At 63.7% G+C, this 25,342-nt stretch carries 22 protein-coding genes; 16 read left to right on the top strand and 6 right to left on the bottom strand.

Annotation, left to right across the window (positions count from 1 at the left end):
- The first annotated feature begins 178 nt into the window (after positions 1–178).
- Entirely contained in the window at positions 179–1,279 is a 1,101-nt protein-coding gene (gbcB, locus tag ACIPIJ_RS17070) for a glycine-betaine demethylase subunit GbcB (RefSeq protein ID WP_401078648.1), read from the top strand.
- A gap of 138 nt (positions 1,280–1,417) precedes the next feature.
- Here gbcB and ACIPIJ_RS17075 read toward each other — a convergent pair whose 3' ends face one another.
- Both ACIPIJ_RS17075 and ACIPIJ_RS17080 read right to left on the bottom strand, forming a co-directional pair.
- On the bottom strand, positions 1,418–1,873 hold the full coding sequence (locus tag ACIPIJ_RS17075) for an REP-associated tyrosine transposase (protein ID WP_401078651.1): 456 nt from the start codon (positions 1,871–1,873) through the stop codon (positions 1,418–1,420).
- Positions 1,874–2,101: 228 nt separating this feature from the next.
- Positions 2,102–3,727, bottom strand: coding sequence for a methyl-accepting chemotaxis protein (locus tag ACIPIJ_RS17080; RefSeq protein ID WP_401078654.1), 1,626 nt, complete (start codon positions 3,725–3,727; stop codon positions 2,102–2,104).
- Positions 3,728–4,004: 277 nt separating this feature from the next.
- Between ACIPIJ_RS17080 and ACIPIJ_RS17085 the strand changes: the two genes are divergently transcribed.
- The 3 genes from ACIPIJ_RS17085 to ACIPIJ_RS17095 all read left to right on the top strand — a co-directional run bounded on the left by ACIPIJ_RS17085 (position 4,005) and on the right by ACIPIJ_RS17095 (position 6,652).
- A complete protein-coding gene (locus tag ACIPIJ_RS17085) occupies positions 4,005–4,235 on the top strand; it encodes a hypothetical protein (RefSeq protein WP_401078657.1) in 231 nt (76 codons plus the stop codon).
- On the top strand, positions 4,232–4,534 hold the full coding sequence (locus ACIPIJ_RS17090; protein WP_401078660.1) for a cell division protein ZapA: 303 nt from the start codon (positions 4,232–4,234) through the stop codon (positions 4,532–4,534). Before ACIPIJ_RS17085 ends, ACIPIJ_RS17090 begins: the two co-directional genes overlap by 4 nt.
- A gap of 180 nt (positions 4,535–4,714) precedes the next feature.
- Complete coding sequence (locus ACIPIJ_RS17095; RefSeq protein ID WP_401078663.1) at positions 4,715–6,652, top strand: methyl-accepting chemotaxis protein; 1,938 nt, start codon at positions 4,715–4,717, stop codon at positions 6,650–6,652.
- A gap of 105 nt (positions 6,653–6,757) precedes the next feature.
- Here ACIPIJ_RS17095 and ACIPIJ_RS17100 read toward each other — a convergent pair whose 3' ends face one another.
- Positions 6,758–7,798: a low specificity L-threonine aldolase gene (locus ACIPIJ_RS17100; protein ID WP_401078665.1), complete on the bottom strand. Its 1,041-nt coding sequence runs from the start codon at positions 7,796–7,798 to the stop codon at positions 6,758–6,760.
- Positions 7,799–8,137: 339 nt separating this feature from the next.
- On the opposite strand from ACIPIJ_RS17100, the gene ACIPIJ_RS17105 reads away from it, so the two are divergent.
- From ACIPIJ_RS17105 to ACIPIJ_RS17140, 8 genes are all read left to right on the top strand, one after another.
- Positions 8,138–9,391 carry a serine hydroxymethyltransferase gene (locus tag ACIPIJ_RS17105; RefSeq protein WP_060512215.1) on the top strand — a complete coding sequence of 418 codons (1,254 nt, stop codon included), beginning with the start codon at positions 8,138–8,140 and terminating at the stop codon, positions 9,389–9,391.
- A gap of 15 nt (positions 9,392–9,406) precedes the next feature.
- Positions 9,407–10,657: a sarcosine oxidase subunit beta family protein gene (locus tag ACIPIJ_RS17110; protein WP_241805618.1), complete on the top strand. Its 1,251-nt coding sequence runs from the start codon at positions 9,407–9,409 to the stop codon at positions 10,655–10,657.
- A 14-nt stretch (positions 10,658–10,671) separates the two neighbouring features.
- Positions 10,672–11,007, top strand: coding sequence for a sarcosine oxidase subunit delta (locus tag ACIPIJ_RS17115; RefSeq protein ID WP_027594307.1), 336 nt, complete (start codon positions 10,672–10,674; stop codon positions 11,005–11,007).
- Positions 11,004–14,021: a sarcosine oxidase subunit alpha gene (locus tag ACIPIJ_RS17120; RefSeq protein ID WP_401078670.1), complete on the top strand. Its 3,018-nt coding sequence runs from the start codon at positions 11,004–11,006 to the stop codon at positions 14,019–14,021. The genes ACIPIJ_RS17115 and ACIPIJ_RS17120 overlap by 4 nt, the downstream gene beginning before the upstream one ends.
- 179 nt (positions 14,022–14,200) lie before the next feature.
- A complete protein-coding gene (locus tag ACIPIJ_RS17125; protein ID WP_401078673.1) occupies positions 14,201–14,833 on the top strand; it encodes a sarcosine oxidase subunit gamma in 633 nt (210 codons plus the stop codon).
- A gap of 12 nt (positions 14,834–14,845) precedes the next feature.
- Complete coding sequence (gene purU, locus ACIPIJ_RS17130; RefSeq protein WP_401078676.1) at positions 14,846–15,703, top strand: formyltetrahydrofolate deformylase; 858 nt, start codon at positions 14,846–14,848, stop codon at positions 15,701–15,703.
- Positions 15,704–15,971: 268 nt separating this feature from the next.
- On the top strand, positions 15,972–17,171 hold the full coding sequence (fdhA, locus tag ACIPIJ_RS17135) for a formaldehyde dehydrogenase, glutathione-independent (protein ID WP_346613586.1): 1,200 nt from the start codon (positions 15,972–15,974) through the stop codon (positions 17,169–17,171).
- 142 nt (positions 17,172–17,313) lie between these two features.
- Positions 17,314–17,889 carry a DUF2780 domain-containing protein gene (locus ACIPIJ_RS17140; RefSeq protein ID WP_401078679.1) on the top strand — a complete coding sequence of 192 codons (576 nt, stop codon included), beginning with the start codon at positions 17,314–17,316 and terminating at the stop codon, positions 17,887–17,889.
- Positions 17,890–17,921: 32 nt separating this feature from the next.
- Here the strand turns inward: ACIPIJ_RS17140 and ACIPIJ_RS17145 are convergent, their stop codons facing one another.
- Together ACIPIJ_RS17145 and ACIPIJ_RS17150 are read right to left on the bottom strand one after the other, a co-directional pair.
- Positions 17,922–19,271, bottom strand: coding sequence for an APC family permease (locus tag ACIPIJ_RS17145; protein WP_401078682.1), 1,350 nt, complete (start codon positions 19,269–19,271; stop codon positions 17,922–17,924).
- Positions 19,272–19,451: 180 nt separating this feature from the next.
- On the bottom strand, positions 19,452–20,339 hold the full coding sequence (locus tag ACIPIJ_RS17150) for an acyltransferase (protein ID WP_401078685.1): 888 nt from the start codon (positions 20,337–20,339) through the stop codon (positions 19,452–19,454).
- Positions 20,340–20,521: 182 nt separating this feature from the next.
- Here ACIPIJ_RS17150 and ACIPIJ_RS17155 point away from each other — a divergent pair, with 182 nt between their 5' ends.
- From ACIPIJ_RS17155 to creD, 4 genes are all read left to right on the top strand, one after another.
- A complete protein-coding gene (locus tag ACIPIJ_RS17155) occupies positions 20,522–21,022 on the top strand; it encodes an ATP-dependent zinc protease (RefSeq protein WP_401078687.1) in 501 nt (166 codons plus the stop codon).
- 49 nt (positions 21,023–21,071) lie between these two features.
- Positions 21,072–21,752 (top strand): two-component system response regulator CreB, encoded by a 681-nt coding sequence (gene creB, locus ACIPIJ_RS17160; RefSeq protein WP_401078689.1) that lies wholly within the window; start codon positions 21,072–21,074, stop codon positions 21,750–21,752.
- Positions 21,752–23,185: a two-component system sensor histidine kinase CreC gene (creC, locus tag ACIPIJ_RS17165; protein ID WP_401078692.1), complete on the top strand. Its 1,434-nt coding sequence runs from the start codon at positions 21,752–21,754 to the stop codon at positions 23,183–23,185. The genes creB and creC overlap by 1 nt, the downstream gene beginning before the upstream one ends.
- A gap of 80 nt (positions 23,186–23,265) precedes the next feature.
- Entirely contained in the window at positions 23,266–24,594 is a 1,329-nt protein-coding gene (creD, locus tag ACIPIJ_RS17170) for a cell envelope integrity protein CreD (RefSeq protein WP_401078695.1), read from the top strand.
- A 123-nt stretch (positions 24,595–24,717) separates the two neighbouring features.
- Here the strand turns inward: creD and ACIPIJ_RS17175 are convergent, their stop codons facing one another.
- Positions 24,718–25,341 (bottom strand): glutathione S-transferase, encoded by a 624-nt coding sequence (locus ACIPIJ_RS17175; RefSeq protein ID WP_401078697.1) that lies wholly within the window; start codon positions 25,339–25,341, stop codon positions 24,718–24,720.
- Position 25,342 lies beyond the last annotated feature (1 nt).

The raw sequence follows: 25,342 nt of genomic DNA on the forward strand, positions 1-25,342 counted from the left end.
GCGGCGCGAACCGTATCCATGGGCGACATGGCCGATTTGAATTACGACGCGCCAGCCCTTGTAACACGGGGCTGGTCGCGATAAGCACGCCGATGTCGCAGGCAGGAATGTACGTCGCGTTCAGCTTGCGCATTATCGCAGCCATAAAAAGGGCCATAGTCGGCCGCTGGAGATGAACATGTCCGATACCTTCCTCAATCCGGTCACCACCCAGACCTGGGCCAACGGCCGCCACATCGTGCGCTGCGTCAAGGTCATCCAGGAGACCTGGGACGTGCGCACCTTCTGCTTCATGGCCGACCAGCCGATCATGTTCTTCTTCAAGCCCGGGCAGTTCGTCACCCTGGAGCTGGAGATCGAAGGCAAGCCGGTGATGCGTTCGTACACCATCTCCAGTTCGCCGTCGGTACCCTACAGCTTCTCGATCACTGTCAAGCGTGTGCCGGGCGGGCTGGTTTCCAATCACCTGCACGACACCATGCACGAAGGCGCCGAGCTGCCCGTGCATGGGCCGGTGGGGCTGTTCAACGCCATCGACTTCCCGGCGGGCAAGACGTTGTACCTGTCGGGCGGTGTCGGCATTACCCCGGTGATGTCGATGGCGCGCTGGTTCTACGACACCAACGCCAACGTCGACATGGTCTTCGTGCACAGTGCCCGTTCACCCAAGGACATCATCTACCACCGCGAGCTGGAGCAGATGGCCTCGCGCATCCCCAACTTCAGCCTGCACATCATTTGTGAGAAGCATGGCCTGGGCGAGCCGTGGGCCGGGTACCGGGGTTACCTGAACCAGCGGCTGATGGAGCTGATCGCGCCCGACTACATGGAGCGCACGGTGTTCTGCTGCGGCCCGACGCCGTACATGACCGCCGTCAAGCGCATGCTCGAAGCGGTCGGCTTCGACATGAAGAACTACCACGAGGAGTCGTTCGGCGCGACGCCGGCCGAAGCCAAGGCCGATGCCGTGGAGCACGCCGAGCAGGCGGCCGATGCACCGGAAGTGGATGTATCGGACCTGAACCTGGTGGAGTTCATCGGCAGCGAGAAGAGCATCCGCATCGCCCCGGGCGAGACTGTGCACGCGGCGGCAGCGAAGGTTGGCCTCATGATCCCCAAGGCCTGCGGCATGGGCATCTGCGGCACCTGCAAGGTGCTCAAGCTGGGTGGCGAGGTGGAGATGGAGCACAACGGTGGCATTACCGAGGATGACGAGGCCGAGGGTTACATCCTGTCGTGCTGCAGTGTGCCTAAAGGGGATGTGCGGATCGATTATTGATGCGAGGACCAAAGGGGCTGCTCTGCGGCCCATTCGCGGCTGGTCCGATGCCTCGGCAAGCCCGCTCCCAAAGGCTTGCCGCAAACCTGAAGGTGGCGAGTAAACCTGTGGGAGCGGGCTTGCCCCGCGAAAGGGCCATCAAATCCAGACAGCATCCCAATGAGGATAATCGCCCGCACGATCAACCAGCCCTGCTCTTATGGGGTTGGCAACGATGTACCGCGCCACTTGCAGCACACTGTCCTCCCGGCGCAAGGCCCGGTCCTGATAGCCCGGCTGCCATACCTTTTCGCGCCGCATTCCTCGCTGATAAAGCGCATGACTGCTGCGTGACTTGAACCTGCGCATCAAGCAGCACAACGTGCCACTTCGCAATTCGATCAGCCAATGCACATGGTCAGGCATGACCACCCAGGCCAAGGATTGGCAATGCCCATCGAGCTCCGCCTGCCTCAGTTGCTGGATCACGCCTCGGGCGAACTGTAGTTGAGAGAAGATCCGCCTGCGTTCATGAGTTACCGTGGTCAGCAGGTATAGCCCGCCTGGCTGAGAGAAACGGCCACGGCGCAGCAGGTGGGATTGGGCACGGTCCATGTGATGCTCCCTGAAATAAGATTCAGGTGAGACACTAGGTTAGGTGGTAGTGGCATGAGTCGGGGAATGGTTGCTGGATGTTGGCGGCAGTGCCGGCCCATTCGCGGGGCAAGCCCGCTCCCACAGGTTCACCGTACACTTTAGGCTTGCGCAGAACCCGTGGGAGCAGGCTTGCCGAGGCGTCGGACCGCCCGCGAATGGGCCGCAGAGCGGCCCCGGGGTTTCAGGTCAGGTACGGAAGCGGGCCACCAGACCATTCAGGTCCACCGCCAAGCGCGACAGCTCGGCACTCGCCGCGCTGGTTTGATGTGCACCGGTCGCGCTCTGCACCGACAGGTCGTTGATGTTCACCAGGTTGCGGTCCACTTCACGGGCCACCTGGGCTTGCTCTTCTGCCGCGCTGGCGATCACCAGGTTGCGTTCGTTGATCTGCGCTACCGCACCGGCAATGGTGTCCAGCGCCATGCCGGCGCCCTTGGCGATGTTCAGTGTCGACTCGGCGCGCTCGGTGCTCGTGCGCATCGATTCGACCGCCTCTTCGGTGCCGCCCTGGATACTGCCGATCATCCGCTCGATTTCGCTGGTCGACTGCTGGGTGCGGTGCGCCAGTGCCCGCACCTCGTCCGCCACCACGGCAAAGCCACGGCCGGCTTCACCGGCCCGGGCCGCCTCGATCGCAGCGTTGAGTGCCAACAGGTTGGTCTGGTCGGCCAGGCCACGGATGACATCCAGGACCTTGCCGATGTCGCGCGATTGTTCGGCCAGGTGAGTGATCAGCTTGGCGGTGGCCTGCACGTCGCCGCTCATGCGCTCGATGGCGCCGACGGTTTCCATGACCAGGTCACGGCCATCGCCGGTCGAGCGGCTGGCTTCGCTGGAGGCTTCCGAGGTGCTCACGGCATTACGCGCCACTTCCTCGACGGCGCTGGTCATTTCGGTCACCGCCGTGGCGGCCTGCTCGATTTCATTGTTCTGCTGTTGCAGGCCACGCGCGCTCTCGTCGGTGACGGCGTTCAACTCTTCGGCGGCCGACGCCAACTGGGTGGCGGAGCCGGCGATCAGTTGCAGGGTGTCGCGCAGTTTGTCTTGCATGCGCGCCATCGCGCGCAGCAGCCGTGCGGCCTCATCGGTGCCTTCGGCGCGGATGACATGGGTGAGGTCACCGTCGGCAATCTGCTCGGCGGCCTGGAGGGCTTCGTCGATGGGTTTGACGATGCTGCGGGTCAGCAGCAACGCGCAAAGGAAGGTCAGCACGGCGGCGGCGATCAGCAGGCCGATGACCAGGGCAAAGGCGGCCGCGTACTGGCTGGCGGCGGTTTGGTTGGTCGCGCGGGTCTGGTCGGTGTTGATCTTCACCAGGGTGTCCATGACCTTGTTGATCTGCTCGGAGTTGGCCAACAGGTCGCGGTTGAGCAGGTCACGCAGTTCGTCCGTGCGGTCGGCCTGGCTCAGGCTGCGCATGCGCGACTCCAGCTGGCGGTACTGGTTGAGCAACTGGGTGTATTGGTCGAAGGCGGCCTGCTCGTCGGCCGCGCCGATCATCGGCAGGTAGGCCTGGCGGGCGCGGTCGATTTGCGCGTTGCGCTGGTCCAGCAGGTTGAGCGTGTCGCGCTGGGTTTCCGGCTCGCGGTTGAGCAGTAGGCGGTAGGACAGGGTGCGCAGGCGCAGGTTGAGCGAGGTCAGCTCATCGAGGGTCTTGATGCTAGGCACGCTGATGTTCTCGATGGCAACGCCCGCCTGGCGGATGTTGCCCATCTGCATCAGCGAGAAGATACCAAGGCCGAGCATGAGCAGGCCGATCAGGGCAAACCCGAGCAATGCGCGCGGGGCGATGTTCATGTTGCGTAGAGACATGGGGGGAGGAATCCAGGCAAGGGAGGAAGGCGCAGTCCGTGCGACAAAATAAGACTTGCCTGGCTATCGGTCGTGACCGGCCAGTCTTGAGTGTGAACGGCCCATTTTGTGAGCCAGCTATCTATTTACCTGACCGGCGGTTGACCCAGGCCGGAACAAGGGGCCGGATACCCTGTCAATCTGCGGGGCAAGAAACCTTAAGAATCCGTTATTTAATGGCGATGGCTCACGCTTTTCTTTATCGTGTGCGCCCTTTGCAACAACCTGAGATATCCCCATGCTGGAAGCCTCCCTGAATCAAATCGAGCAACTGGTCAGCGACCTGATGCAGAAAAACGCTCAACTCACCGAGCAGAACACCGCCCTCGGCCAGGAACTGGCCCAGGCCAAGGAAGAAAACGAGACCCTGCAGCTGTCGCTGATGGAGCAGGAAGAAAAGAACGGCGCCACCGCCGCGCGTATCCAGGCGCTGCTTGACCGTGCCAATGCGGGTGTCGTCAACGCATGAGCCTGCACGCGCAGCCGGTCAATGTCGTGTCGATCCTCGGCAACGACTATTCGATCAAGGCGCCCGAAGGCCAGGAAGAAACCCTGGCGCAGGCGGTGCGGATGCTCAACACCGCCCTGGCCGAGACCAAGCGTTCGTACCCGACCCTGATCGGCGACAAGCTGCTGGTGCTGGCTGCCCTGAACCTGTGTTCCAAGCAGGTCGAACTGCAGAAGGAACACCAGCAGACACTTCAGCGTACCCAGGCGCAAATCGACGCCACGGTGGACGCGATCGTTCGGACCATTGCCGAACAGTAAAACGCACCCTGCGAACCCTTGTGGGAGCGGGCTTGCCCGCGAAGGCGATGGTGAATTCACCGATGCATTCGCGGGCAAGCCCGCTCCCACAGTTGTTTACAGTTGTCCCAAGTCACTGGAATAACTGAATACGCGAGTGTATACACTTTCCGTAAAACAATAATTAACGGGGAGTGGGGCATGCGTATCTGGCGTAAAAGCATCCAGTGGCAGTTGACCGCGAGCATGGGCGCAGCCCTGCTGGCGAGCATCCTGGTGGTGGTGATCATCTTCACGGTGGCGCTCAACCGCCTGACCGAACGCTACCTGGTCGACACGGCGCTGCCGGCCAGCATCGAAGCCATCCGCAACGACATCGAGCGCATGCTCGGCCAGCCACTGGTGGCGGCGGCGGATATTGCCGGCAATACGCTGCTGCGTGACTGGCTGGCGGCCGGCGAGGCGCCTGCCGAAGCGCCGCGCTTCCTCGAATACCTGCAGGCTGCCAAGCAGCGCAACCATGCCTTCACCACGTTGTTCGTCTCGACCGAGACCGGCCATTACTACAACGAGAATGGCCTGGACCGTACTCTCAGCCGCGACAACCCCAAGGACAAGTGGTTTTACGGCTACATCGACAGCGGGGCCGAGCGCCTGATCAATATCGACATCGACGGTGCCACGGGTGAGCTGGCGCTGTTCATCGATTACCGCGTGGAAAAGGACGGCAAGCTGGTGGGCGTGGCCGGCATGGGCCTGCGCATGACCGAGCTGTCGAAGTTGATCCACGACTTCAGTTTCGGCGAGCACGGCAAGGTATTTCTGGTACGCAACGATGGCCTGATCCAGGTGCACCCGGACAACGCTTTCAGCGGCAAGCGCCAGCTCGTCGAGCAGCTGGATGCCAATGCGGCCAAGGCGCTGATGACGGGCGACCCGGGCTTGCGCACCAGCCGCTTCCAGCGCGATGGTGAGAATTACCTGGCGTTGGGCCTGCCGCTGCGCGACCTGAACTGGACGTTGGTCGCCGAAGTGCCCGAGGCGCAGATCTATGCGCAGATGCGCCAGGCGCTCTGGCTGACCACCCTGATCGGCGGTGGCGTGGCGCTGCTCTCGCTGCTGCTGGTGGTGTTGCTGGCGCGTGGGCTGGTGCGGCCCATCCGCCGTGTGACCGCCGCGCTGGTGCAGATTGGCAGTGGCGGCGGGGATCTCAGCCATCGCCTGGATGATTCGCGTCAGGACGAATTGGGTGACCTGGCACGCGGCTTCAACCGGTTCCTCGACAGCCAGCGTGGCCTGATCGGCGAGGTGCTGCGCACTACCGAGCGCTTGCACCGGGCCGTTGAGCAGGTGACCCAGGTTGTCGATAACACCGCCGAGCGTTCAGGCCGTCAGCAGGAGATGACCGAGATGGTGGCCACCGCCGTGCACGAAATGGGGCTCACGGTGCAGGACATTGCCCGCAACGCCGGCGATGCGGCCCAGGCCTCGCAGTCGGCGCGGGATGAAGCCATGCAGGCGCGTGAGGTGGTGCGCCGGTCGATTCAAGGTATCGAGGGAATGTCGGGCGATATTGGCAAGGCGGCAGAGGCGGTAACCCAGCTGGCTGACGAAGTCGCCTCGATCGACGAAGTTCTCGCGGTGATCCGCAGTATTTCCGAACAGACCAACCTGCTGGCGCTGAATGCCGCCATTGAGGCGGCGCGGGCAGGGGAGATGGGGCGTGGTTTTGCCGTGGTGGCCGATGAAGTCCGTACCCTGGCACGGCGCACCCAGCTGTCTACGGACGAAGTGCAGCAGATGATTCAGCGCCTGAAGCAGGGGGCGGGATCAGCGGTGGCTTCGATGCAGGCGGGGCAGCAGGCGACGGGCAGTGGTGTGGCATCGAGCCAGCGTACCGGGGCCTCGCTGGGGGCGATTACCGACCAGGTCGAGCACATCAGCGACATGAACCATCAGGTGGCGACGGCAACCGAAGAGCAGTCGGCGGTGACCGAAGAGATCAACCGGACGGTGCAGGGGATTTCCGACCTGGCCAGGGAAACCGCGGCGGAGGTGCAGGGGGGCCGGGAGGAGTGCCAGGCGTTGCGTGGCTTGGCCGATGACCTGGCGCGGCAGATGGGTGGGTTCAGGCTTTAGTCCGGTGCTGGATTCTTCGCGGGCAAGCCCGCTCCCACAGGTGCCGCGCGGCCTTGAGGTTGACGCCTCACCTGTGAGAGCGGGCTTGCCCGCGAATGCGGCCGATCAGGCGGTAATGATGCTGCGGATATCCGCCGCCAACTCACGCACCCGCGCTTGCTCGGTGTCCCAGGAACACATGAATCGCGCCCCACCACTGCCAATAAAGGTATAGAACCGCCAGCCCCTGCCGCGCAGCGCTTCAAGCGCATGCTCCGGCATCTGCAGGAACACCCCGTTGGCCTCCACCGGGAACATCAACTCCACCCCCGGCAAGTCGCTCACTAACGACGCCAGCAACTGCGCGCAATGGTTGGCGTGGTTGCCATGGCGCAGCCAGGCGCCGTCTTCGAGCAGCCCGACCCAGGGCGCAGACAGGAAACGCATCTTCGAGGCCAACTGCCCGGCCTGCTTGCAGCGGTAGTCGAAGTCTTCGGCGAGGTCGCGGTTGAAGAACAGGATTGCTTCACCAACCGCCATGCCGTTCTTGGTGCCGCCAAAGCACAGCACATCGACGCCGGCCTTCCAGGTCAGCTCGGCTGGGCTGCAGCCGAGGAAGGCGCAGGCATTGGTAAAGCGCGCGCCGTCCATGTGCAGGTTCAGGCCCAGCTCCTTGCAGGTGGCGCTGATCGCCTTGAGCTCGTCGGGGCGGTACACGGTGCCCACTTCGGTGGCCTGGGTAAGGGTTACCACGCGTGGCTTGGGGTAGTGGATGTCCTGGCGCTTGAGGGCGACCTCACGGATCGATTGCGGCGTCAGTTTGCCGTTGACGCTGGGGGCGGTGAGCAGCTTGGAACCGTTGGAGAAGAACTCCGGTGCGCCGCATTCGTCGGTTTCGACGTGGGCGGTCTCGGAGCAGATCACGCTGTGGTAGCTCTGGCACAGCGAGGCCAGGGCCAGGGAGTTGGCCGCGGTGCCGTTGAAGGCGAAGAACACTTCGCAGTCGGTTTCGAACAACTTGCGAAAGTATTCCGAGGCGCGCTCGGTCCACTGGTCGTCGCCGTAGGCGCGGTCGTGGCCGTGGTTGGCCTTCTCCATCGCCGCCCAGGCTTCGGGGCAGATGCCGGAATAGTTGTCGCTGGCGAATTGTTGGCTCTTATCTGTCATGACACGGTCCTGTGAACGACGCAGAACAGCACTCTAAACCATCGATTCCGCGGTTGCCTATACAAGCTCTGCAACTGTTGATTTATCTACTCGTCATTCCGGCCCATCGCCGGCAAGCCGGCTTCTGCAGGTACGTCACTGGCCTTGAGAACAGTGGGCCGGGCGTGGGAGCCGGCTTGCCGGCGATAGGGCCGGTGTGAACAACACCAAAGCCAATGTCGTAAACGCGCCATTGCAAGGCGTGCGCAGGCATCTGACCCACCCCGGCCAGTCATACCATCGCCACAAAGGGCCACAGTGCCTTACAGACAAGAAACGATCGCTGCCGGGAGAAACATGATGTTCAGCAAGCAAGACCAGATCCAGGGTTATGACGACGCACTGCTGGCGGCGATGAATGCCGAAGAACAGCGCCAGGAAGATCACATCGAGCTGATCGCCTCGGAGAACTACACCAGCAAGCGCGTGATGCAGGCCCAAGGCAGCGGCCTGACCAACAAATACGCCGAAGGCTACCCGGGCAAGCGTTACTACGGTGGCTGCGAGCACGTCGACAAGGTCGAGGCGCTGGCCATCGAGCGCGCCAAGCAGCTGTTCGGCGCCGACTACGCCAACGTCCAGCCGCACTCGGGCTCCTCGGCCAATGGCGCGGTCTACCTGGCCCTGCTGCAGGCCGGTGACACCATCCTGGGCATGAGCCTGGCACACGGCGGCCACCTGACCCACGGTGCAAAAGTGTCGTCCTCGGGCAAGCTCTACAACGCTGTGCAGTACGGCATCAACACCGACACCGGCCTGATCGACTACGACGAAGTCGAGCGCCTGGCCGTCGAGCACAAGCCGAAAATGATCGTTGCCGGCTTCTCGGCCTACTCCAAGACCCTCGACTTCCCACGTTTCCGCGCAATCGCCGACAAGGTCGGTGCGCTGCTGTTCGTCGACATGGCCCACGTTGCCGGCCTGGTTGCCGCTGGCCTGTACCCGAACCCGATCCCGTTCGCCGATGTGGTCACCACCACGACCCACAAGACCCTGCGCGGCCCACGTGGCGGCCTGATCCTGGCCAAGTCCAACGAAGAGATCGAGAAGAAACTCAACGCCGCCGTCTTCCCGGGCGCCCAGGGTGGCCCGCTGATGCACGTCATCGCCGCCAAGGCCGTGTGCTTCAAGGAAGCGCTGGAGCCTGAATTCAAGAGCTACCAGAAGCAGGTCATCGAAAACGCCCAGGCCATGGCCCAGGTGTTCGTCGACCGTGGCTACGACGTGGTCTCCGGCGGCACCGACAACCACCTGTTCCTGGTCAGCCTGATCCGCCAGGGCCTGACGGGTAAAGATGCCGACGCCGCCCTGGGCCGCGCGCACATTACCGTCAACAAGAATGCCGTGCCGAACGACCCGCAGTCGCCGTTCGTCACTTCGGGCCTGCGCATCGGCACCCCGGCCGTCACTACCCGCGGCTTCAAGGTCGCCCAGTGCGTGGCCCTGGCCGGCTGGATCTGCGACATCCTCGACAACCTCGGTGACGCCGACGTTGAAGCCGATGTGGCGAAGAACGTCGCCGCGCTGTGCGCAGACTTCCCTGTTTACCGCTGAGTGGAGTAAACGACCATGCAACGCTACTCGGGCTTCGGCCTCTTCAAACACTCCCTCAGCCACCACGAAAACTGGCAGCGCATGTGGCGCACGCCGACCCCTAAAAAGGTCTACGACGTGGTCATCGTTGGCGGTGGCGGCCATGGCCTGGCCACTGCCTACTACCTGGCCAAGGAGCACGGCATCACCAATGTCGCGGTGGTCGAAAAGGGTTACCTGGGTGGCGGCAACACCGCCCGTAACACCACCATCGTGCGTTCCAACTACCTGTGGGACGAGTCGGCGCAGCTGTACGAGCACGCCATGAAACTGTGGGAAGGCCTGTCCCAGGATATCAACTACAACGTGATGTTCTCCCAGCGCGGCGTCTACAACCTGTGCCACACCCTGCAGGACATCCGTGACTCCGAGCGCCGCGTCAGCGCCAACCGCCTCAATGGCGTGGATGGCGAGCTGCTCAACACCGCCCAGGTCGCGGCCGAAATCCCGTACCTGGACTGCTCGAAGAACACCCGTTACCCGATCCTCGGCGCTACCGTTCAGCGCCGTGGTGGCGTGGCCCGTCACGACGCCGTGGCCTGGGGTTACGCCCGTGCTGCCGACGCCCTGGGCGTGGACCTGATCCAGCAGACCGAAGTGATCGGTTTCCGCAAGGAAAACGGCGCGGTCATCGGCGTGGAAACCAACAAAGGCTTCATCGGCGCCAAGCGCGTCGGCGTGGTCACCGCCGGTAACTCCGGGCACATGGCCAAGCTGGCGGGCTTCCGCTTGCCGCTGGAATCGCACCCGCTGCAGGCACTGGTGTCCGAGCCGATCAAGCCGATCATCGACAGCGTGATCATGTCCAACGCCGTGCACGGCTACATCAGCCAGTCCGACAAGGGCGACCTGGTGATCGGCGCCGGTATCGACGGCTGGGTCGGCTATGGCCAGCGCGGTTCGTACCCGGTGATCGAGCACACCCTGCAGGCGATCGTCGAGATGTTCCCCAACCTCTCGCGCGTACGCATGAACCGCCAGTGGGGCGGGATCGTCGACACCTCGCCGGACGCTTGCCCGATCATCTCCAAGACCCCGGTCAAGAACATGTTCTTCAACTGCGGCTGGGGCACCGGTGGCTTCAAGGCGACCCCGGGCTCGGGCAACGTCTTTGCCGCCAGCCTGGCCAAAGGCGAGATGCACCCGCTGGCTGCGCCGTTCTCCATGGACCGTTTCTACAACGGCGCACTGATCGACGAACACGGCGCCGCCGCCGTCGCCCACTAACCGGAGACACCGTCATGTTGCATATTTTCTGTCCCCACTGCGGCGAGCTGCGCTCCGAAGAAGAGTTCCACGCCTCTGGCCAGGCGCACATCGCCCGCCCGCTGGACCCTGCCGCCTGCTCCGACGAGGAGTGGGGCACCTACATGTTCTTCCGCGACAACCCGCGCGGTATTCACCATGAGCTGTGGGACCACGTTGCCGGCTGCCGTCAGTACTTCAACGTCACCCGCGACACCGTGACCTACGAGATTCTGGAAACCTACAAAATTGGCGAGAAGCCGCAGGTGACCGCCAACGGCAAGCAGAACAGCGCACCGTCGACCGTCAAAGGCCAAGGGGAAAAAGTATGAGCCAGACCTATCGCCTCGCCAGCGGCGGCCGCATCGACCGCAGCAAGGTCCTGAACTTCACCTTCAACGGCAAGACCTACCAGGGTTATGCCGGTGACAGCCTGGCCGCCGCGCTGCTGGCCAACGGCGTCGACATCGTCGGCCGCAGCTTCAAGTACTCGCGTCCCCGCGGCATCATCGCCGCCGGTACCGAAGAGCCGAACGCCATCCTGCAGATCGGCTCCAGCGAAGCCACCCAGATCCCGAACGTGCGCGCCACTCAACAAGCGCTGTACGCAGGCCTGGTCGCCACCAGCACCAACGGCTGGCCGAACGTCAACAACGACGTCATGGGCATCCTCGGCAAGGTCGGCGGCAGCATGATGCCGCCGGGTTTCTACTACAAAACCTTCATGTACCCGAAATCGTTCTGGATGACGTACGAGAAGTACATCCGCAAGGCAGCCGGCCTGGGCCGTGCGCCGCTGCAGAACGACCCGGACAGCTACGACTACATGAACCAGCACTGCGACGTGCTGATCGTCGGCGCCGGCCCTGCTGGCCTGGCTGCTGCCCTGGCCGCAGCACGCAGCGGCGCCCGGGTGATCATCGCCGACGAGCAGGAAGAGTTCGGTGGCACCCTGCTCGACTCCCGCGAGACCCTCGACGGCAAGCCTGCCGCTGATTGGGTCAACGCAGTGGTCAAGGAGCTGGAAAGCCTGCCTGACGTGACCCTGCTGCCACGCGCCACGGTCAACGGCTACCACGACCACAACTTCCTGACCATTCACGAGCGCCTCACCGACCACCTCGGCGACCGCGCGCCGATCGGCCAGGTGCGCCACCGTGTGCACCGCGTACGCGCCAAGCGTGTGGTGCTGGCTGCCGGCGCCCACGAGCGCCCGCTGGTGTACGGCAACAACGACGTGCCGGGCAACATGCTGGCCGGCGCTGTTTCCACCTACGTTCGCCGCTATGGCGTGGCCCCAGGCCGCAAGCTGGTGCTGTCGACCAACAACGACCACGCCTACCGCGCGGCGCTGGACTGGCACGACGCTGGCCTGCAGGTCGTCGCCATCGCCGACGCCCGCCACAACCCGCGCGGCTCGCTGGTTGAAGAAGCCCGAGCCAAAGGCATCCGCATCCTCACCTCCAGCGCGGTGATCGAGGCCAAGGGCAGCAAGCACGTCACCGGCGCCCGTGTGGCCGCCATCGATGTACAGGCGCACAAAGTCACCAGCCCCGGCGAAACCCTCGAGTGCGACCTGATCGCCACCTCGGGCGGCTACAGCCCGATCGTCCACCTGGCTTCGCACCTGGGCGGTCGCCCGGTATGGCGTGACGACATCCTCGGCTTCGTGCCGGGCGATGCACCGCAGAAGCGCGAGTGCGTGGGCGGCATCAACGGCGTGTATGCCTTGGGTGACGTGATTGCTGATGGTTTCGAAGGCGGCGTGCGCGCAGCCACCGAAGCCGGCTTCAAGGCCACCACCGGTACCCTGCCAAAAACCGTGGCGCGCAAGGAAGAGGCCACCGTGGCGCTGTTCCAGGTGCCGCACGACAAGGGCAGCAAGGGGCCGAAGCAGTTCGTCGACCAGCAGAACGACGTGACCGCTGCCGGTATCGAACTGGCCACCCGTGAAGGCTTCGAGTCGGTCGAACACGTCAAGCGCTACACCGCGCTGGGCTTCGGTACCGACCAGGGCAAGCTGGGCAATATCAACGGCCTGGCCATTGCTGCCCGTTCGATCGGTATCACCATCCCGGAAATGGGCACCACGATGTTCCGCCCGAACTACACCCCTGTGACCTTCGGTGCAGTTGCCGGTCGCCACTGTGGCCACCTGTTCGAGCCCGTACGCTTCACTGCCCTGCATGGCTGGCACGTGAAGAATGGCGCCGAGTTCGAAGACGTCGGCCAGTGGAAGCGCCCGTGGTACTTCCCGAAAGCCGGTGAGGACATCCACACCGCCGTGGCCCGCGAGTGCAAGGCCGTGCGCGACAGCGTGGGCCTGCTCGACGCCTCGACCCTGGGCAAGATCGACATCCAGGGCCCGGACGCGCGCGAGTTCCTCAACCGCATCTACAGCAACGCCTGGACCAAGCTCGACGTGGGCAAGGCCCGCTACGGCCTGATGTGCAAGGAAGACGGCATGGTCTTCGACGACGGCGTGACCGCCTGCGTCGGCGACAACCACTTCTACATGACCACCACCACCGGCGGCGCCGCGCGCGTACTGCAGTGGCTGGAGCTGTACCACCAGACCGAATGGCCGGAAATGAAGGTGTACTTCACCTCGGTTACCGACCACTGGGCCACCTTGACCCTGTCCGGCCCCAACAGCCGCAAGCTGCTCAGCGAGCTGACCGACGACATCGACCTGGACAAGGAAGCCTTCCCGTTCATGACCTGGAAGGAGGGCACTGTCGGCGGCGTGCCGGCCCGTGTGTTCCGTATCTCGTTCACCGGTGAGCTGTCGTACGAAGTGAACGTGCAGGCCAACTACGCCATGGGCGTGCTGGAAAAGATCATCGAGGCGGGCAAGCAGTACAACCTGACCCCGTACGGCACCGAGACCATGCACGTCCTGCGTGCCGAGAAGGGCTTCATCATCGTGGGCCAGGACACCGACGGCTCGATGAACCCGGACGACCTGAACATGAGCTGGTGCGTAGGCCGCAACAAGCCGTTCTCGTGGATCGGCCTGCGTGGCATGAACCGCGAAGACTGCCTGCGCGACAACCGCAAGCAGCTGGTGGGCCTCAAGCCGGTGGACCCGACCCAGTGGCTGCCGGAGGGCGCCCAGCTGGTGTTCGACCCGAAACAGCCGATCCCGATGGACATGGTCGGCCACGTCACCTCCAGCTACGCGGCCAACTCCCTGGGCTATTCGTTCGCCATGGGTGTGGTCAAGGGCGGCCTCAAGCGCATGGGCGAGCGTGTCTACTCGCCGCAGGCCGATGGCAGCGTGATCGAGGCCGAGATCGTGTCTTCGGTGTTCTTCGATCCGAAGGGTGAGCGGCAGAACGTTTGACTCCGGGCCCTGTGGTGAGCCGGCTGGCCTTATCGCTGGCCAGCCGGCTCCCACAGGTTCGATGCAGTTCTCAAGGTAGGTGCGGTCCCTGTGGGAGCCGGCTTGCCGGCGATGAGGCCGGTAAACACACCCTGCAAGCTGCGTCGTATCGACGACCAAGAATTCAAGGCAGGTAAGAAATGAGCGCTATCAACGTCTTCCAGCAAAACCCCGGCGCCGAGGCCAAGGCTCAGTCGCCGCTGCACCACGCCGACCTGGCCAGCCTGGTTGGCAAGGGCCGCAAGAACGCAGGCGTGACCCTGCGCGAGAAAAAATTCCTCGGCCACCTGACCCTGCGTGGCGACGGTCACAACCCGGCCTTCGCCGCAGGCGTGCACAAGGCCTTGGGCCTGGAGCTGCCGGTGGCCCTGACCGTGGTTGCCAACAGCGAGATGTCGCTGCAATGGCTGGGCCCGGATGAGTGGCTGCTGATCGTCCCCGGCGGCCAGGAGTTCGCCGTCGAGCAAAAACTGCGCGCGGCCCTCGAAGGCCAGCACATCCAGGTGGTCAACGTCAGCGGCGGGCAGAGCCTGCTGGAACTGCGCGGCCCTAACGTGCGCGACGTGCTGATGAAGTCCACCAGCTATGATGTTCACCCGAACAACTTCCCGGTGGGCAAGGCCGTGGGCACCGTGTTCGCCAAGTCGCAACTGGTGATCCGCCGCACCGCCGAAGACACCTGGGAGCTGGTGATTCGCCGCAGCTTTGCCGACTACTGGTGGCTGTGGCTGCAGGACGCTTCGGCCGAATACGGCCTGAGCATCGAGGCCTAAGGAGAGCAGAACATGAGTCGGGCACCGGATACCTGGATTCTCACCGCCGACTGCCCGAGCATGCTCGGCACCGTCGACGTGGTGACGCGTTTCCTCTTCGAGCAGCGCTGCTACGTGACGGAGCACCACTCCTTCGATGACCGGCAGTCGGGGCGTTTCTTCATTCGCGTCGAATTCCGCCAGCCGGACGATTTCGACGAGGCGGGCCTGCGTGCCGGCCTCGCCGAGCGCGGTGAAGCATTCGGCATGGCCTTTGAGCTGACCGCGCCCAATCACCGCCCCAAGGTGGTGATCATGGTGTCCAAGGCCGACCATTGCCTGAACGACCTGCTGTACCGCCAGCGCATCGGCCAGTTGGGCATGGACGTGGTCGCGGTGGTGTCCAACCACCCCGACCTGGAACCGTTGGCACATTGGCACAAGATCCCCTATTACCACTTTGCGCTCGACCCCAACGACAAGGCCGGGCAAGAGCGCAAGGTGCTGCAGGTGATCGAGGAGACCGGCGCCGAGCTGGTCATTCTTGCCCGCTACATGCAGGTGCTGTCGCCCGAGCTGTGCCGGCGCCTGGATGGTTGGGCGATCAACATCCACCACTCGTTGTTGCCAGGGTTCAAGGGCGCCAAGCCTTATCACCAGGCGTACAACAAGGGTGTGAAGATGGTCGGCGCGACGGCACATTACATCAACAACGACCTCGATGAAGGGCCGATCATTGCCCAGGGCGTCGAGGTGGTGGACCACAGCCATTACCCCGAGGACCTGATTGCCAAGGGGCGTGATATCGAGTGCCTGACGTTGGCACGGGCAGTGGGGTATCACATTGAGCGGCGGGTTTTCCTTAACGCCAACCGGACTGTCGTTTTGTAGTGACCTCTCGGGCCTCATCGCCGGCAAGCCGGCTCCCACACGTATTGCGCCAGGCTTCAAGCCTGTGGTGTTCCTGTTGGAGCCGGCTTGCCGGCGATTGGGCCTCCCCAATTCCCCTGCCGTAAAAAGGCATCCCCCTGTCGTTTTCAGTCAGCGCATCGCGCCCCATCAGGCCCACAATTCCCTGCATTCCAGTAACACATGCCGCCCATGGATGGCGGCGCTTCAACCAACGCTGCATAAATAAAAATCAAGCGAGGTAAAAGCAATGTCTGGCAATCGTGGAGTGGTATATCTCGGCGCCGGCAAGGTCGAAGTGCAACACATCGACTACCCGAAAATGCAGGACCCGCGCGGCAAGAAGATCGAACACGGCGTCATCCTCAAGGTAGTCTCCACCAACATCTGCGGCTCCGACCAGCACATGGTCCGCGGCCGCACCACTGCCCAGGTCGGCCTGGTCCTGGGCCACGAAATCACCGGTGAAATCGTCGAGCTGGGGCGTGACGTCGAGCGCCTGAAGATCGGCGACCTGGTGTCGGTACCGTTCAACGTTGCCTGCGGCCGCTGCCGCTCGTGCAAAGAGATGCACACCGGCGTCTGCCTCACCGTCAACCCGGCCCGCGCCGGTGGTGCTTACGGCTACGTCGACATGGGCGACTGGACCGGCGGCCAGGCCGAATACGTGCTGGTGCCGTACGCCGACTTCAACCTGCTGAAACTGCCAGACCGCGACAAGGCCATGGAGAAGATCCGTGACCTGACCTGCCTGTCCGATATCCTGCCGACCGGCTACCACGGTGCTGTGACGGCCGGCGTTGGCCCCGGCAGCACCGTCTACGTGGCCGGTGCCGGCCCGGTCGGCCTGGCTGCTGCTGCCTCGGCGCGCTTGCTGGGCGCCGCTTGCGTGATCGTCGGTGACCTCAACCCGGCTCGCCTGGCCCACGCCAAGTCCCAGGGCTTCGAAGTGGTCGACCTGTCCAAGGACACCCCGCTGCACGAGCAGATCATCGACATCCTCGGCGAGCCGGAAGTGGATTGCGCCGTCGATGCCGTAGGCTTTGAGGCGCGTGGCCATGGCCACGAGGGTGCCAAGCATGAAGCACCGGCAACCGTCTTGAACTCGCTGATGCAGGTGACCCGCGTGGCCGGCAGCATCGGTATCCCGGGCCTCTACGTGACCGAAGACCCAGGCGCGGTCGATGCCGCTGCCAAGATCGGCGCGCTGAGCATCCGCTTCGGCCTGGGCTGGGCGAAGTCGCACAGCTTCCACACCGGCCAGACCCCGACCATGAAGTACAACCGCCAGTTGATGCAGGCGATCATGTGGGACCGCATCAACATCGCCGAAGTGGTGGGCGTGCAGGTCATCAACCTCGACCAGGCGCCGGAAGGCTACGGCGAGTTCGATGCCGGCGTACCGAAGAAATTCGTGATCGACCCGCACAAGATGTGGGGCGCGGCCTAACCGCTGGAAACAACGCCCCCGCCCGGGGGCGTTGTGCTGCAAGCGCGCCGGGAGCAGGCCGATCACCGGCCCGGAACAAACCTTCCCGGTTCCAGTCCAATGCCTCGTTTCCCCGGCCATCCCGGCCGACGAGGTCCCTCCGATGAAAGCATTCACCCTGGCAACCCTGATGACGCTGGCCGCAAGCCCGGTGTTCGCCTTCAACCTCGGCGATGCAGCCAATGCCGTTTCCGCCATGCAGACGCAGAAGCAGCAGGGCCAGGTACAGGCACCCGAAGCGCAGGCCAACCTGCTCAATACCCTGGGCAGCGAATTGAATATCACCCCCGAACAGGCCGTAGGTGGTGCCGGAGCGATGCTGGGGCTGGCGCGCAACAACCTCAGCAGTGACGATTACGGCCAACTGACCAAGGCTGTGCCCGGTCTCGACCTGCTCTCCGGCGCCAACGCCCTGGGCGGCCTCAGCGGCCTGGGCGAATTGCTTGGCAACAACAGCGAAAACCAGTCAGCCCTGAGCAAGGCGCTGGGCAACGACGTGGAAAACCGCACTGACCTGGACACCGCGTTCAAGGCGCTGGGGATGGATACCGGCATGATCGGGCAATTCGCCCCGCTGATCCTCCAGTACCTGGGGCAGCAGGGCATTGCCGGGTCGTTGTTGCAGAATCTGGGCAGCCTGTGGACCACCCCGGCGCCGCTGACCCAGCCATCGGTCTGAGGCCTGACGCGAGCCCTGCGCGAGCGTGTTGTTCAGGCTGCTTCGGTGAAGTCCACCAGGCGCACTGGCCGGCGGAAACCGGCGGTGAGAACCGCCAGGTATGCCAGGCCCAGGGCGAACCAGCACAAGCCGATGACCATCGTCAGCGTCGACAGGCTGGTCCACAGCCACAAGGTCAGGCCCAGGCCGACCAGCGGTACCAAGCCGTACTGCAGCAGCCCTTTGAAGTTGCGCTGGTGGGTGTCGTTCATCAGGTGGGTCTTGACCACCGCCAGGTTCACCGCCGAGAACGCCACCAGCGCACCGAAGCTGATCAGCGAGGCAAGGGTGGCCAGGTCGATCACCAGCGCCAGCAGCGAGAATGCCGACACCAGCAGGATGGCGAACACCGGGGTGCCGAAGCGGGGCGACAGGTAACCGAAGCTGCGCTGCGGCAGTACCCGGTCGCGGCCCATCGTAAACAGGATGCGCGACACGGCGGCCTGCGATGCCAGCGCCGAGCCCAGGCTGCCCGCAACGAAGGCTGCTGTGAAGAAGTTGGCCAAGAACTGGCCGCCCGCCTTTAACATCACCTCGTTGGCCGCCGCGTCGACATTGACGAAGCGGCTGCCCGGCAGCACCAGTTGGCTGACATAAGCCAGCGCGGTAAACAGCACCCCGGCAAACAGCGTAGTGAGGATGATTGCCCGTGGCACGTCGCGACGGGCATCACGGCATTCCTCGGCCAGAGTCGAGACGGCATCGAAGCCCAGGAATGACAGGCACAGCACGGCAGCACCGGCCATGAGCGGGCCGAAGCCAGGCTGGCTACCGTCGCCCAGCAGCGGCGACAGCAGGTCCACCGGTTGGCCAGCCAGCGACTGGCAAGACAGTGCGACGAACACACCGATGAAGACAATCTGTGCCCCGACGATCAGGTTGCTGGCCTTGGCCACCGAGTGGATGCCGATCACGTTGAGCACGGTCACGAGGGCGATCGAGGCTAGCACGAGGGTCCAGGCGGGGATGGCCGGGAAGGCGATGTTGAGGAACAGGCCGATGAGCAGGTAGTTGATCATCGGGATAAACAGGTAATCGAGCAGCAGCGACCAGCCAGCCAGGAAACCAACGTTAGGGCCGAAGGCCATGTTCGTGTAGGAATACGCCGAACCCGCGACCGGGTAGCGCTTGACCATGAAGCTGTAAGACGTGGCGGTGAACGACATCGCCAGCAGGGTGACCAGATAGGCCCCGGCGGTGCGGCCACCGGTCATTTCGGTCACGATGCCGTAGGTGGTGAAGAGGGTCAGCGGGACCATGTACACCAGCCCGAAGAAGACCAGCGCGGGTAAGCCCAGGACGCGGCGGAGTTGGGCGGGGGCGGAGCAAGCTTGATTAGCCATTGATCGATCCAGGCAAATTTTTGTAATTGTGCTTTGGTCGATTTTTATCCACTTAGGTGGAATGTGACAAAGAAGTATTACTTATTCGGATTATTAGCCAGGGTTTTAATGGCCTTTACCAGAATTCCTATCGGCCACTTCGCGGGCTTGCCCCGCGAAGTGGCCGATAGGAACGATCGCTTAGCGCATCTCCCCGCGCAATTGCTCGATCCGCTTGTCCTTCTCCACCCACAGCTGATTCACCCAAGCCTGCACCGTCTGCCGGAATACGGGGTCACTCTCGTAATCCCCAGCCCACAAGGCAGGGTCCAGCTCGCGCACTTGAATGTCGATAATCACCCGGTTGATGCTGCCATTGAGCAGGGCCCAGAACCCCGGTGCCTTGTTGCCGGGGTAGACGATGGTCACGTCCAGCAGCGCATCCAGCTGTTCACCCAAAGCCGCCAGTACAAAGGCCACGCCGCCGGCCTTGGGCTTGAGCAGGTAGCGATACGGCGATTGCTGTTCCAGGCGCTTGGCTTCGGTGAAGCGGGTGCCTTCAAGGTAATTGACCACCGTCACCGGCTGGCGCTTGAACAGCTCGCAGGCCGCCTTGGTGATTTCCAGGTCCTTGCCCTTGAGTTCGGGGTGCTTGTCCAGGAAGGCCTTGCTGTAGCGCTTCATGAACGGGTAATCCAGGCCCCACCAGGCCAGGCCCAGCAGCGGTACCCAGATCAGCTCTTTCTTGAGGAAGAACTTGAAGAACGGCGTGCGGCGGTTAAGGCTTTCGATCAGGGCCGGGATGTCGACCCAGGTCTGGTGATTGCTTACGGCCAGGTATGAGGTGTCCCTGCGCAGGTTTTCGACGCCGCGGATGTCCCACTGGGTGGGGATGCACAGGGCGAAGATGGCCTTGTCGATTTCCGACCAGGCTTCGGCGACCCACATCACGGCGGCGGAGGCATAGTCACGCCAGCGGCCCGGCACCACCAGTTTGAGCAGGGCGAAGACCAGCAGCGGGCAGATCATCACCACGGTGTTGATCAGCAGCAGAGTGGTCGTGAGAATGCCGGTAAGCAGGTGACGCATAAAGAAACTCTTGTTGTGGGATGTTTGCGGGGCGCAATGATAAGCAGGGCGATGGCCTACGCCAAATGTCGAATGCCCAGCGGCGCAGACAAATGTTTCACGTTATGTTGTTTAGCCTGATGATAGCGAACCTATCCTGCCAGCACAGTCTAAGCACTGTCCCCTCTCAAGGAAGCCTGCCTGTGAAACCACTGCTTGCCCTGTTGTCGCTGTTGGCGCTGCCGGTCATGGCCGCAGAACCCACGCTCTACGGCCGCTACGAGAACATTGCCCTGCCGGAGCTGGGCGAAACCCTGAAGGCCAAGATGGACACCGGCGCCTACACCGCGTCGCTGTCGGCCAAGGACATCGAACGCTTCACCCGTGACGGCGAGGACTGGGTGCGCTTCCGCCTGGCGACCAAGGACTCGGACGGCAAGGTCTACGAGCACAAGGTTTCGCGCATCAGCAAGATCAAGAACCGCTCCGATGAAGAAGACGAGGGCGATGCGCCGGAGCTTTCACGCAGGCCCGTGGTCGACCTCGAGCTATGCCTGGGCGACGAGAAACGCACCGTGGAGGTGAACCTGGTCGACCGCAGCAGCTTCAACTACCCGCTGCTGATCGGGGCCAAGGCGCTGCGCGAATTCAAGGCCGCGGTGAACCCGGCCAAGCGCTTTACCGCAGGCAAGCCTGACTGCTGATTGATCTTGCGATTACACTCCAGCTTTGCTCCTGCAAGGCTGGACTGCCATGCCCCACATTCTCATCGTCGAAGACGAAGCCGCCATCGCCGACACCCTGATCTACGCGCTGCAAGCCGACGGCCACAGCACCGAATGGGTGACCCTGGGCAGCGCGGCCCTCGACCAGCAGCGCCAGCGCCCGGCCGACCTGGTGATCCTCGACATCGGCCTGCCCGATATCAGCGGTTTCGAAACCTGCCGGCAACTGCGCCGCTTCACTGAAGTCCCGGTCATGTTCCTGAGCGCCCGCGACGGTGAAATCGACCGCGTAGTGGGCCTGGAGATCGGTGCCGACGACTACGTGGTCAAACCCTTCAGCCCCCGTGAAGTAGCGGCCCGGGTACGGGCGATCCTCAAGCGCATGGCGCCACGTGCCGAGCCCGCAGGCGAACCGGCAGTGTTCCAGCTCGATACCCTGCGCATGCAGATCAGCTACCGCAGCCAGCCGCTGGCCCTGACCCGCCATGAGTTCCGCCTGCTGCAATGCCTGCTTGAGCAACCGCAGCGGGTATTCAGCCGCGAGCAATTGCTCGACGCCCTGGGCGTGGCCTCCGACGTCGGCTACGACCGCACCATCGACAGCCATATCAAGAGCCTGCGCGCCAAGCTGCGCCAGGTGGCCGCCGACGCCGAACCGATCCAGACCCACCGTGGCCTGGGCTACAGCTACAGCCCGGAACAGGCCTGATGCGCCTGGGCATACGGATTTTCCTGGTGTACTTCCTGTTCGTCGGGCTGGCGGGCTATTTCCTGCTCAACACGGTGCGCGAACAGATCCGCCCGGTGGTGCGCCAGTCTTCCGAAGAAACCCTGGTGGATACCGCCAACCTGCTGGCGGAAATCCTGCACGACGACGTCAAGGCCGGCACCCTGGCGCAGAGCCGGTTGCCCGAAGTGCTCAAGGCCTATGGCCTGCGCAGCCCGGGCGCGCAGATCTGGGGCCTGGCGAAGAACCAGGTCAGCCACCGCATCTACGTCACCGATGCCAAGGGCACCGTACTGCTCGATTCCAGCGGCCAGGACCTGGGCAAGGATTACTCACGCTGGAATGACGTTTACCTGACCTTGCGCGGCGAATACGGTGCCCGCTCCACGCGCAGTGTCGAAGCGGACGAAAGCACCTCGGTGATGCATGTGGCCGCGCCCATTCTCGACGATGGCACGATCATCGGTGTGGTGACCGTGGCCAAACCCAACAGTTCGTTGCAGCCGTATATCGACCGTTCCGAGCGGCGCCTGCTTGGCCTGGGCCTTGGGTTGATCGGCATGGGCCTGTTGATTGGCGCGGCGCTGTCCTGGTGGCTGGCCCGTTCCCTGCGCAAGCTGGCGCGGTACGCACAGGCGGTCAGTGAAGGTGAGCGCGCAGCGCTGCCGCACTACAAGGGGGGGGAGCTGGCGCACTTGGCCAATGCGGTGGAGCGCATGCGCACACAGCTTGAGGGCAAGGCATATGTCGAGCGCTACGTGCACACCCTGACCCATGAGCTGAAAAGCCCGTTGGCGGCGATTCGCGGTGCTTCCGAGCTGCTCCAGGGCGACATGCCCGCCGAGCAGCGTGCACGGTTTGCCGGCAACATCGAGCGGGAAAGCGAGCGGTTGCAGCAGATGATCGAGCGCTTGCTCAACCTGGCCCGGGTCGAGCAATTGCAGGCGTTGGAAGATGAGCAGCAGGTGCCCCTGGCGGCGCTGGTCGACGAACTGCTGCTGGCGCATGCGACGCGGATCGAGGCGGGTGGCTTGCAGGTGCGCCAGCGGGTGCCAGCGGGGCTGTGGCTGCTGTGTGACCCGTTCCTGATGCGCCAGGCGCTGGCCAACCTGCTGGACAATGCGCTGGACTTCACACCGCCAGGCGGGGCGCTGCTGTTCGAGTTGGAGCGCGATGGCGAGCGGATGGCGCTGAGTGTGTTCAACCAGGGCGAAGCGATACCCGCCTATGCCATCGGGCGGGTTGCCGAGCGCTTCTATTCGCTGCCGCGCCCGGGCAGTGGGCGCAAGAGCACCGGGTTGGGGCTCAATTTCGTGGATGAAGTGATGCAACTGCATGGCGGTGCGCTGACGGTGAACAACGTCGATGGCGGTGTGCGGGTGCGTTTGTGGTTGCCGGAGCGGCGTATCGGCTGAAAAACACCGAATCTCCACACAACCTCCCCAAGGCCTCCACGCAAGGCGCAGACACTGCGCCCATTGCCACAGGAGGCCCCATGAACAAGACCCTCGGTTTCAAGCTCGGCACAATCGCCCTGCTGATTGTGCTGCTGTTGATCCCCTTGCTGATGATCAACAACCTCATCGACGAGCGCCAGAACCTGCGCGACAGCGTGCTGCGCGATATCGCCCAGAGCGCCAGCTTCGACCAGCAGATCAGCGGCCCGCTGCTGGTGGTGCCGTACCGTAAAATCCAGCGCCGCTGGATCGACAAGGACGGCCAGAGCGTGCAGGAAACCAGCACCCTGGCCGGCCACCTGTACTTCCTCCCGGAAACCTTCGACGCCGACCTGGGCGTGGACACCGAACTGCGTGCCCGGGGCATCTACCAGGCACGGCTGTTCCACGCCAAAGGGCGCCTCTCGGGCCGCTTCAAGCTGCCGGAACGCTGGGGCATCGACAAGGACTTCGACGACTACCGCTTTGACAAGCCGTTTCTGGTGGTAGGTATCAGCGATATCCGCGGCATCGAAAATGCCTTGGAGCTCAACCTCGACGACCAGCGTCTGGCATTCGAGGCGGGCACTGGGCTGGACTGGCTGCGCAGCGGCGTGCATGTTGCCCTGCCGCAGCTGGATGGCCAGCAGGCCCGCGAGTTCAGCTATGGCTTCGACCTGGCGCTGCAGGGCACCGGGCAACTGCATCTGCTGCCGGTGGGCCGCACCAGCAGCGTCGACATGCGCGCCAACTGGCCGCACCCAAGCTTTGTCGGCAGCTACTTGCCCAACCGCCGCGAAATCGACGACAAGGGCTTCAGCGCCCACTGGCAGACGTCGTTCTTCGCCACCAACCTGGAAGACGCCCTGCGCCAGTGCGCCGTCGGTGGCCAGTGCGCGGACTTCAGCGAGCGCACGTTTGGCGTGAGCTTTGTCGACCCGGTGGACCAGTACCTCAAGAGCGAGCGGGCGATCAAGTACGCCTTGCTGTTCATCGCCCTGACCTTTGCTGGTTTCTTCCTGTTCGAGGTGCTGAAGCACCTTAGCGTGCACCCTGTGCAGTACATCCTGGTCGGCGTGGCCCTGGCGTTCTTCTACTTGCTGCTGCTGTCGCTGTCCGAGCACATCGGTTTTGGCCTGGCGTATGGGCTGTCGGCATCGGCTTGCGTGCTGCTGATCGGCTTCTACCTGAGCCATGTGTTGCGTAGCCTTGGGCGGGGAGTGGGCTTTGCGGCGGGGTTGGCGGCGCTTTACGCGATGCTCTACGGGCTGTTGAGCGCCGAGGACTATGCACTGCTGATGGGCTCGCTGCTGTGCTTTGGCTTGCTGGGTGTATTCATGGTGCTGACCCGCCGGCTGGACTGGGCCCGGGTGGGGAGGGCGGCATGAGGGAGGATCGAGCGATCGGGCGGTGGTTGGCGCGCAGAATTGGGGAGTTGTTTCCTGCGGTACCGAGGTAAGGCTTGGGGCTGCTGTGCAGCCACTCGCGCCCTTGTCCCGCAAAGAGGCCGGTCAGGCCACCGGTGCCGTAGCGAGCATCGAAGGCCGCTTGGCCACCTCGGCATACCACGCGGCCAACCCAGGTTGGCGCTCACGCCAGCCAAAATCCGGCTGGCGCAAGTCCAGGTACCCCAGCGCACAGGCCACACCGATCGCGGCCAGGTCAAAGCCTGAAATCAGCTCCGCCAGATGTTCCTGCTCCAGGTTGGCCAGGCTGCGGCGGATCTTCTCGCCTTGCGCCACCAGCCAGCCATCCCAGCGCTTGTCCTCCGGTCGCAGGAAGCTCTCATAACGGCTCGACACTGCCGCATCCATGATCGCATCCGCCTGCGACGCCAGGGTCAGGCGCCGCCAGCGCGCCGAGCCCTCGCGCGGCAGCAGCGGCAGGCCGACATGCTGCAGGTCGAGGTATTCGCAGATGACCCGGCTGTCATGCAGCACCGTGCCGTCTTCCAGGCGCAGGGCCGGGATCTTGCCGATCGGGTTGCCCTGGTTCAGGTGTTCGTCACCGGTGACCGGGCTGACGTTGACTGGCTGCAGCGCCACCCGTTCGAGCTGGCCGGTCTCGTGCAGCACCACCATGACCTTGCGCACGAACGGCGACAGCGGCGAGTGGAACAGGGTCATCGTGCTCATG

The sequence above is a fragment of the Pseudomonas sp. NPDC087185 genome, assembly GCF_044744955.1.
Taxonomy (GTDB): domain Bacteria; phylum Pseudomonadota; class Gammaproteobacteria; order Pseudomonadales; family Pseudomonadaceae; genus Aquipseudomonas.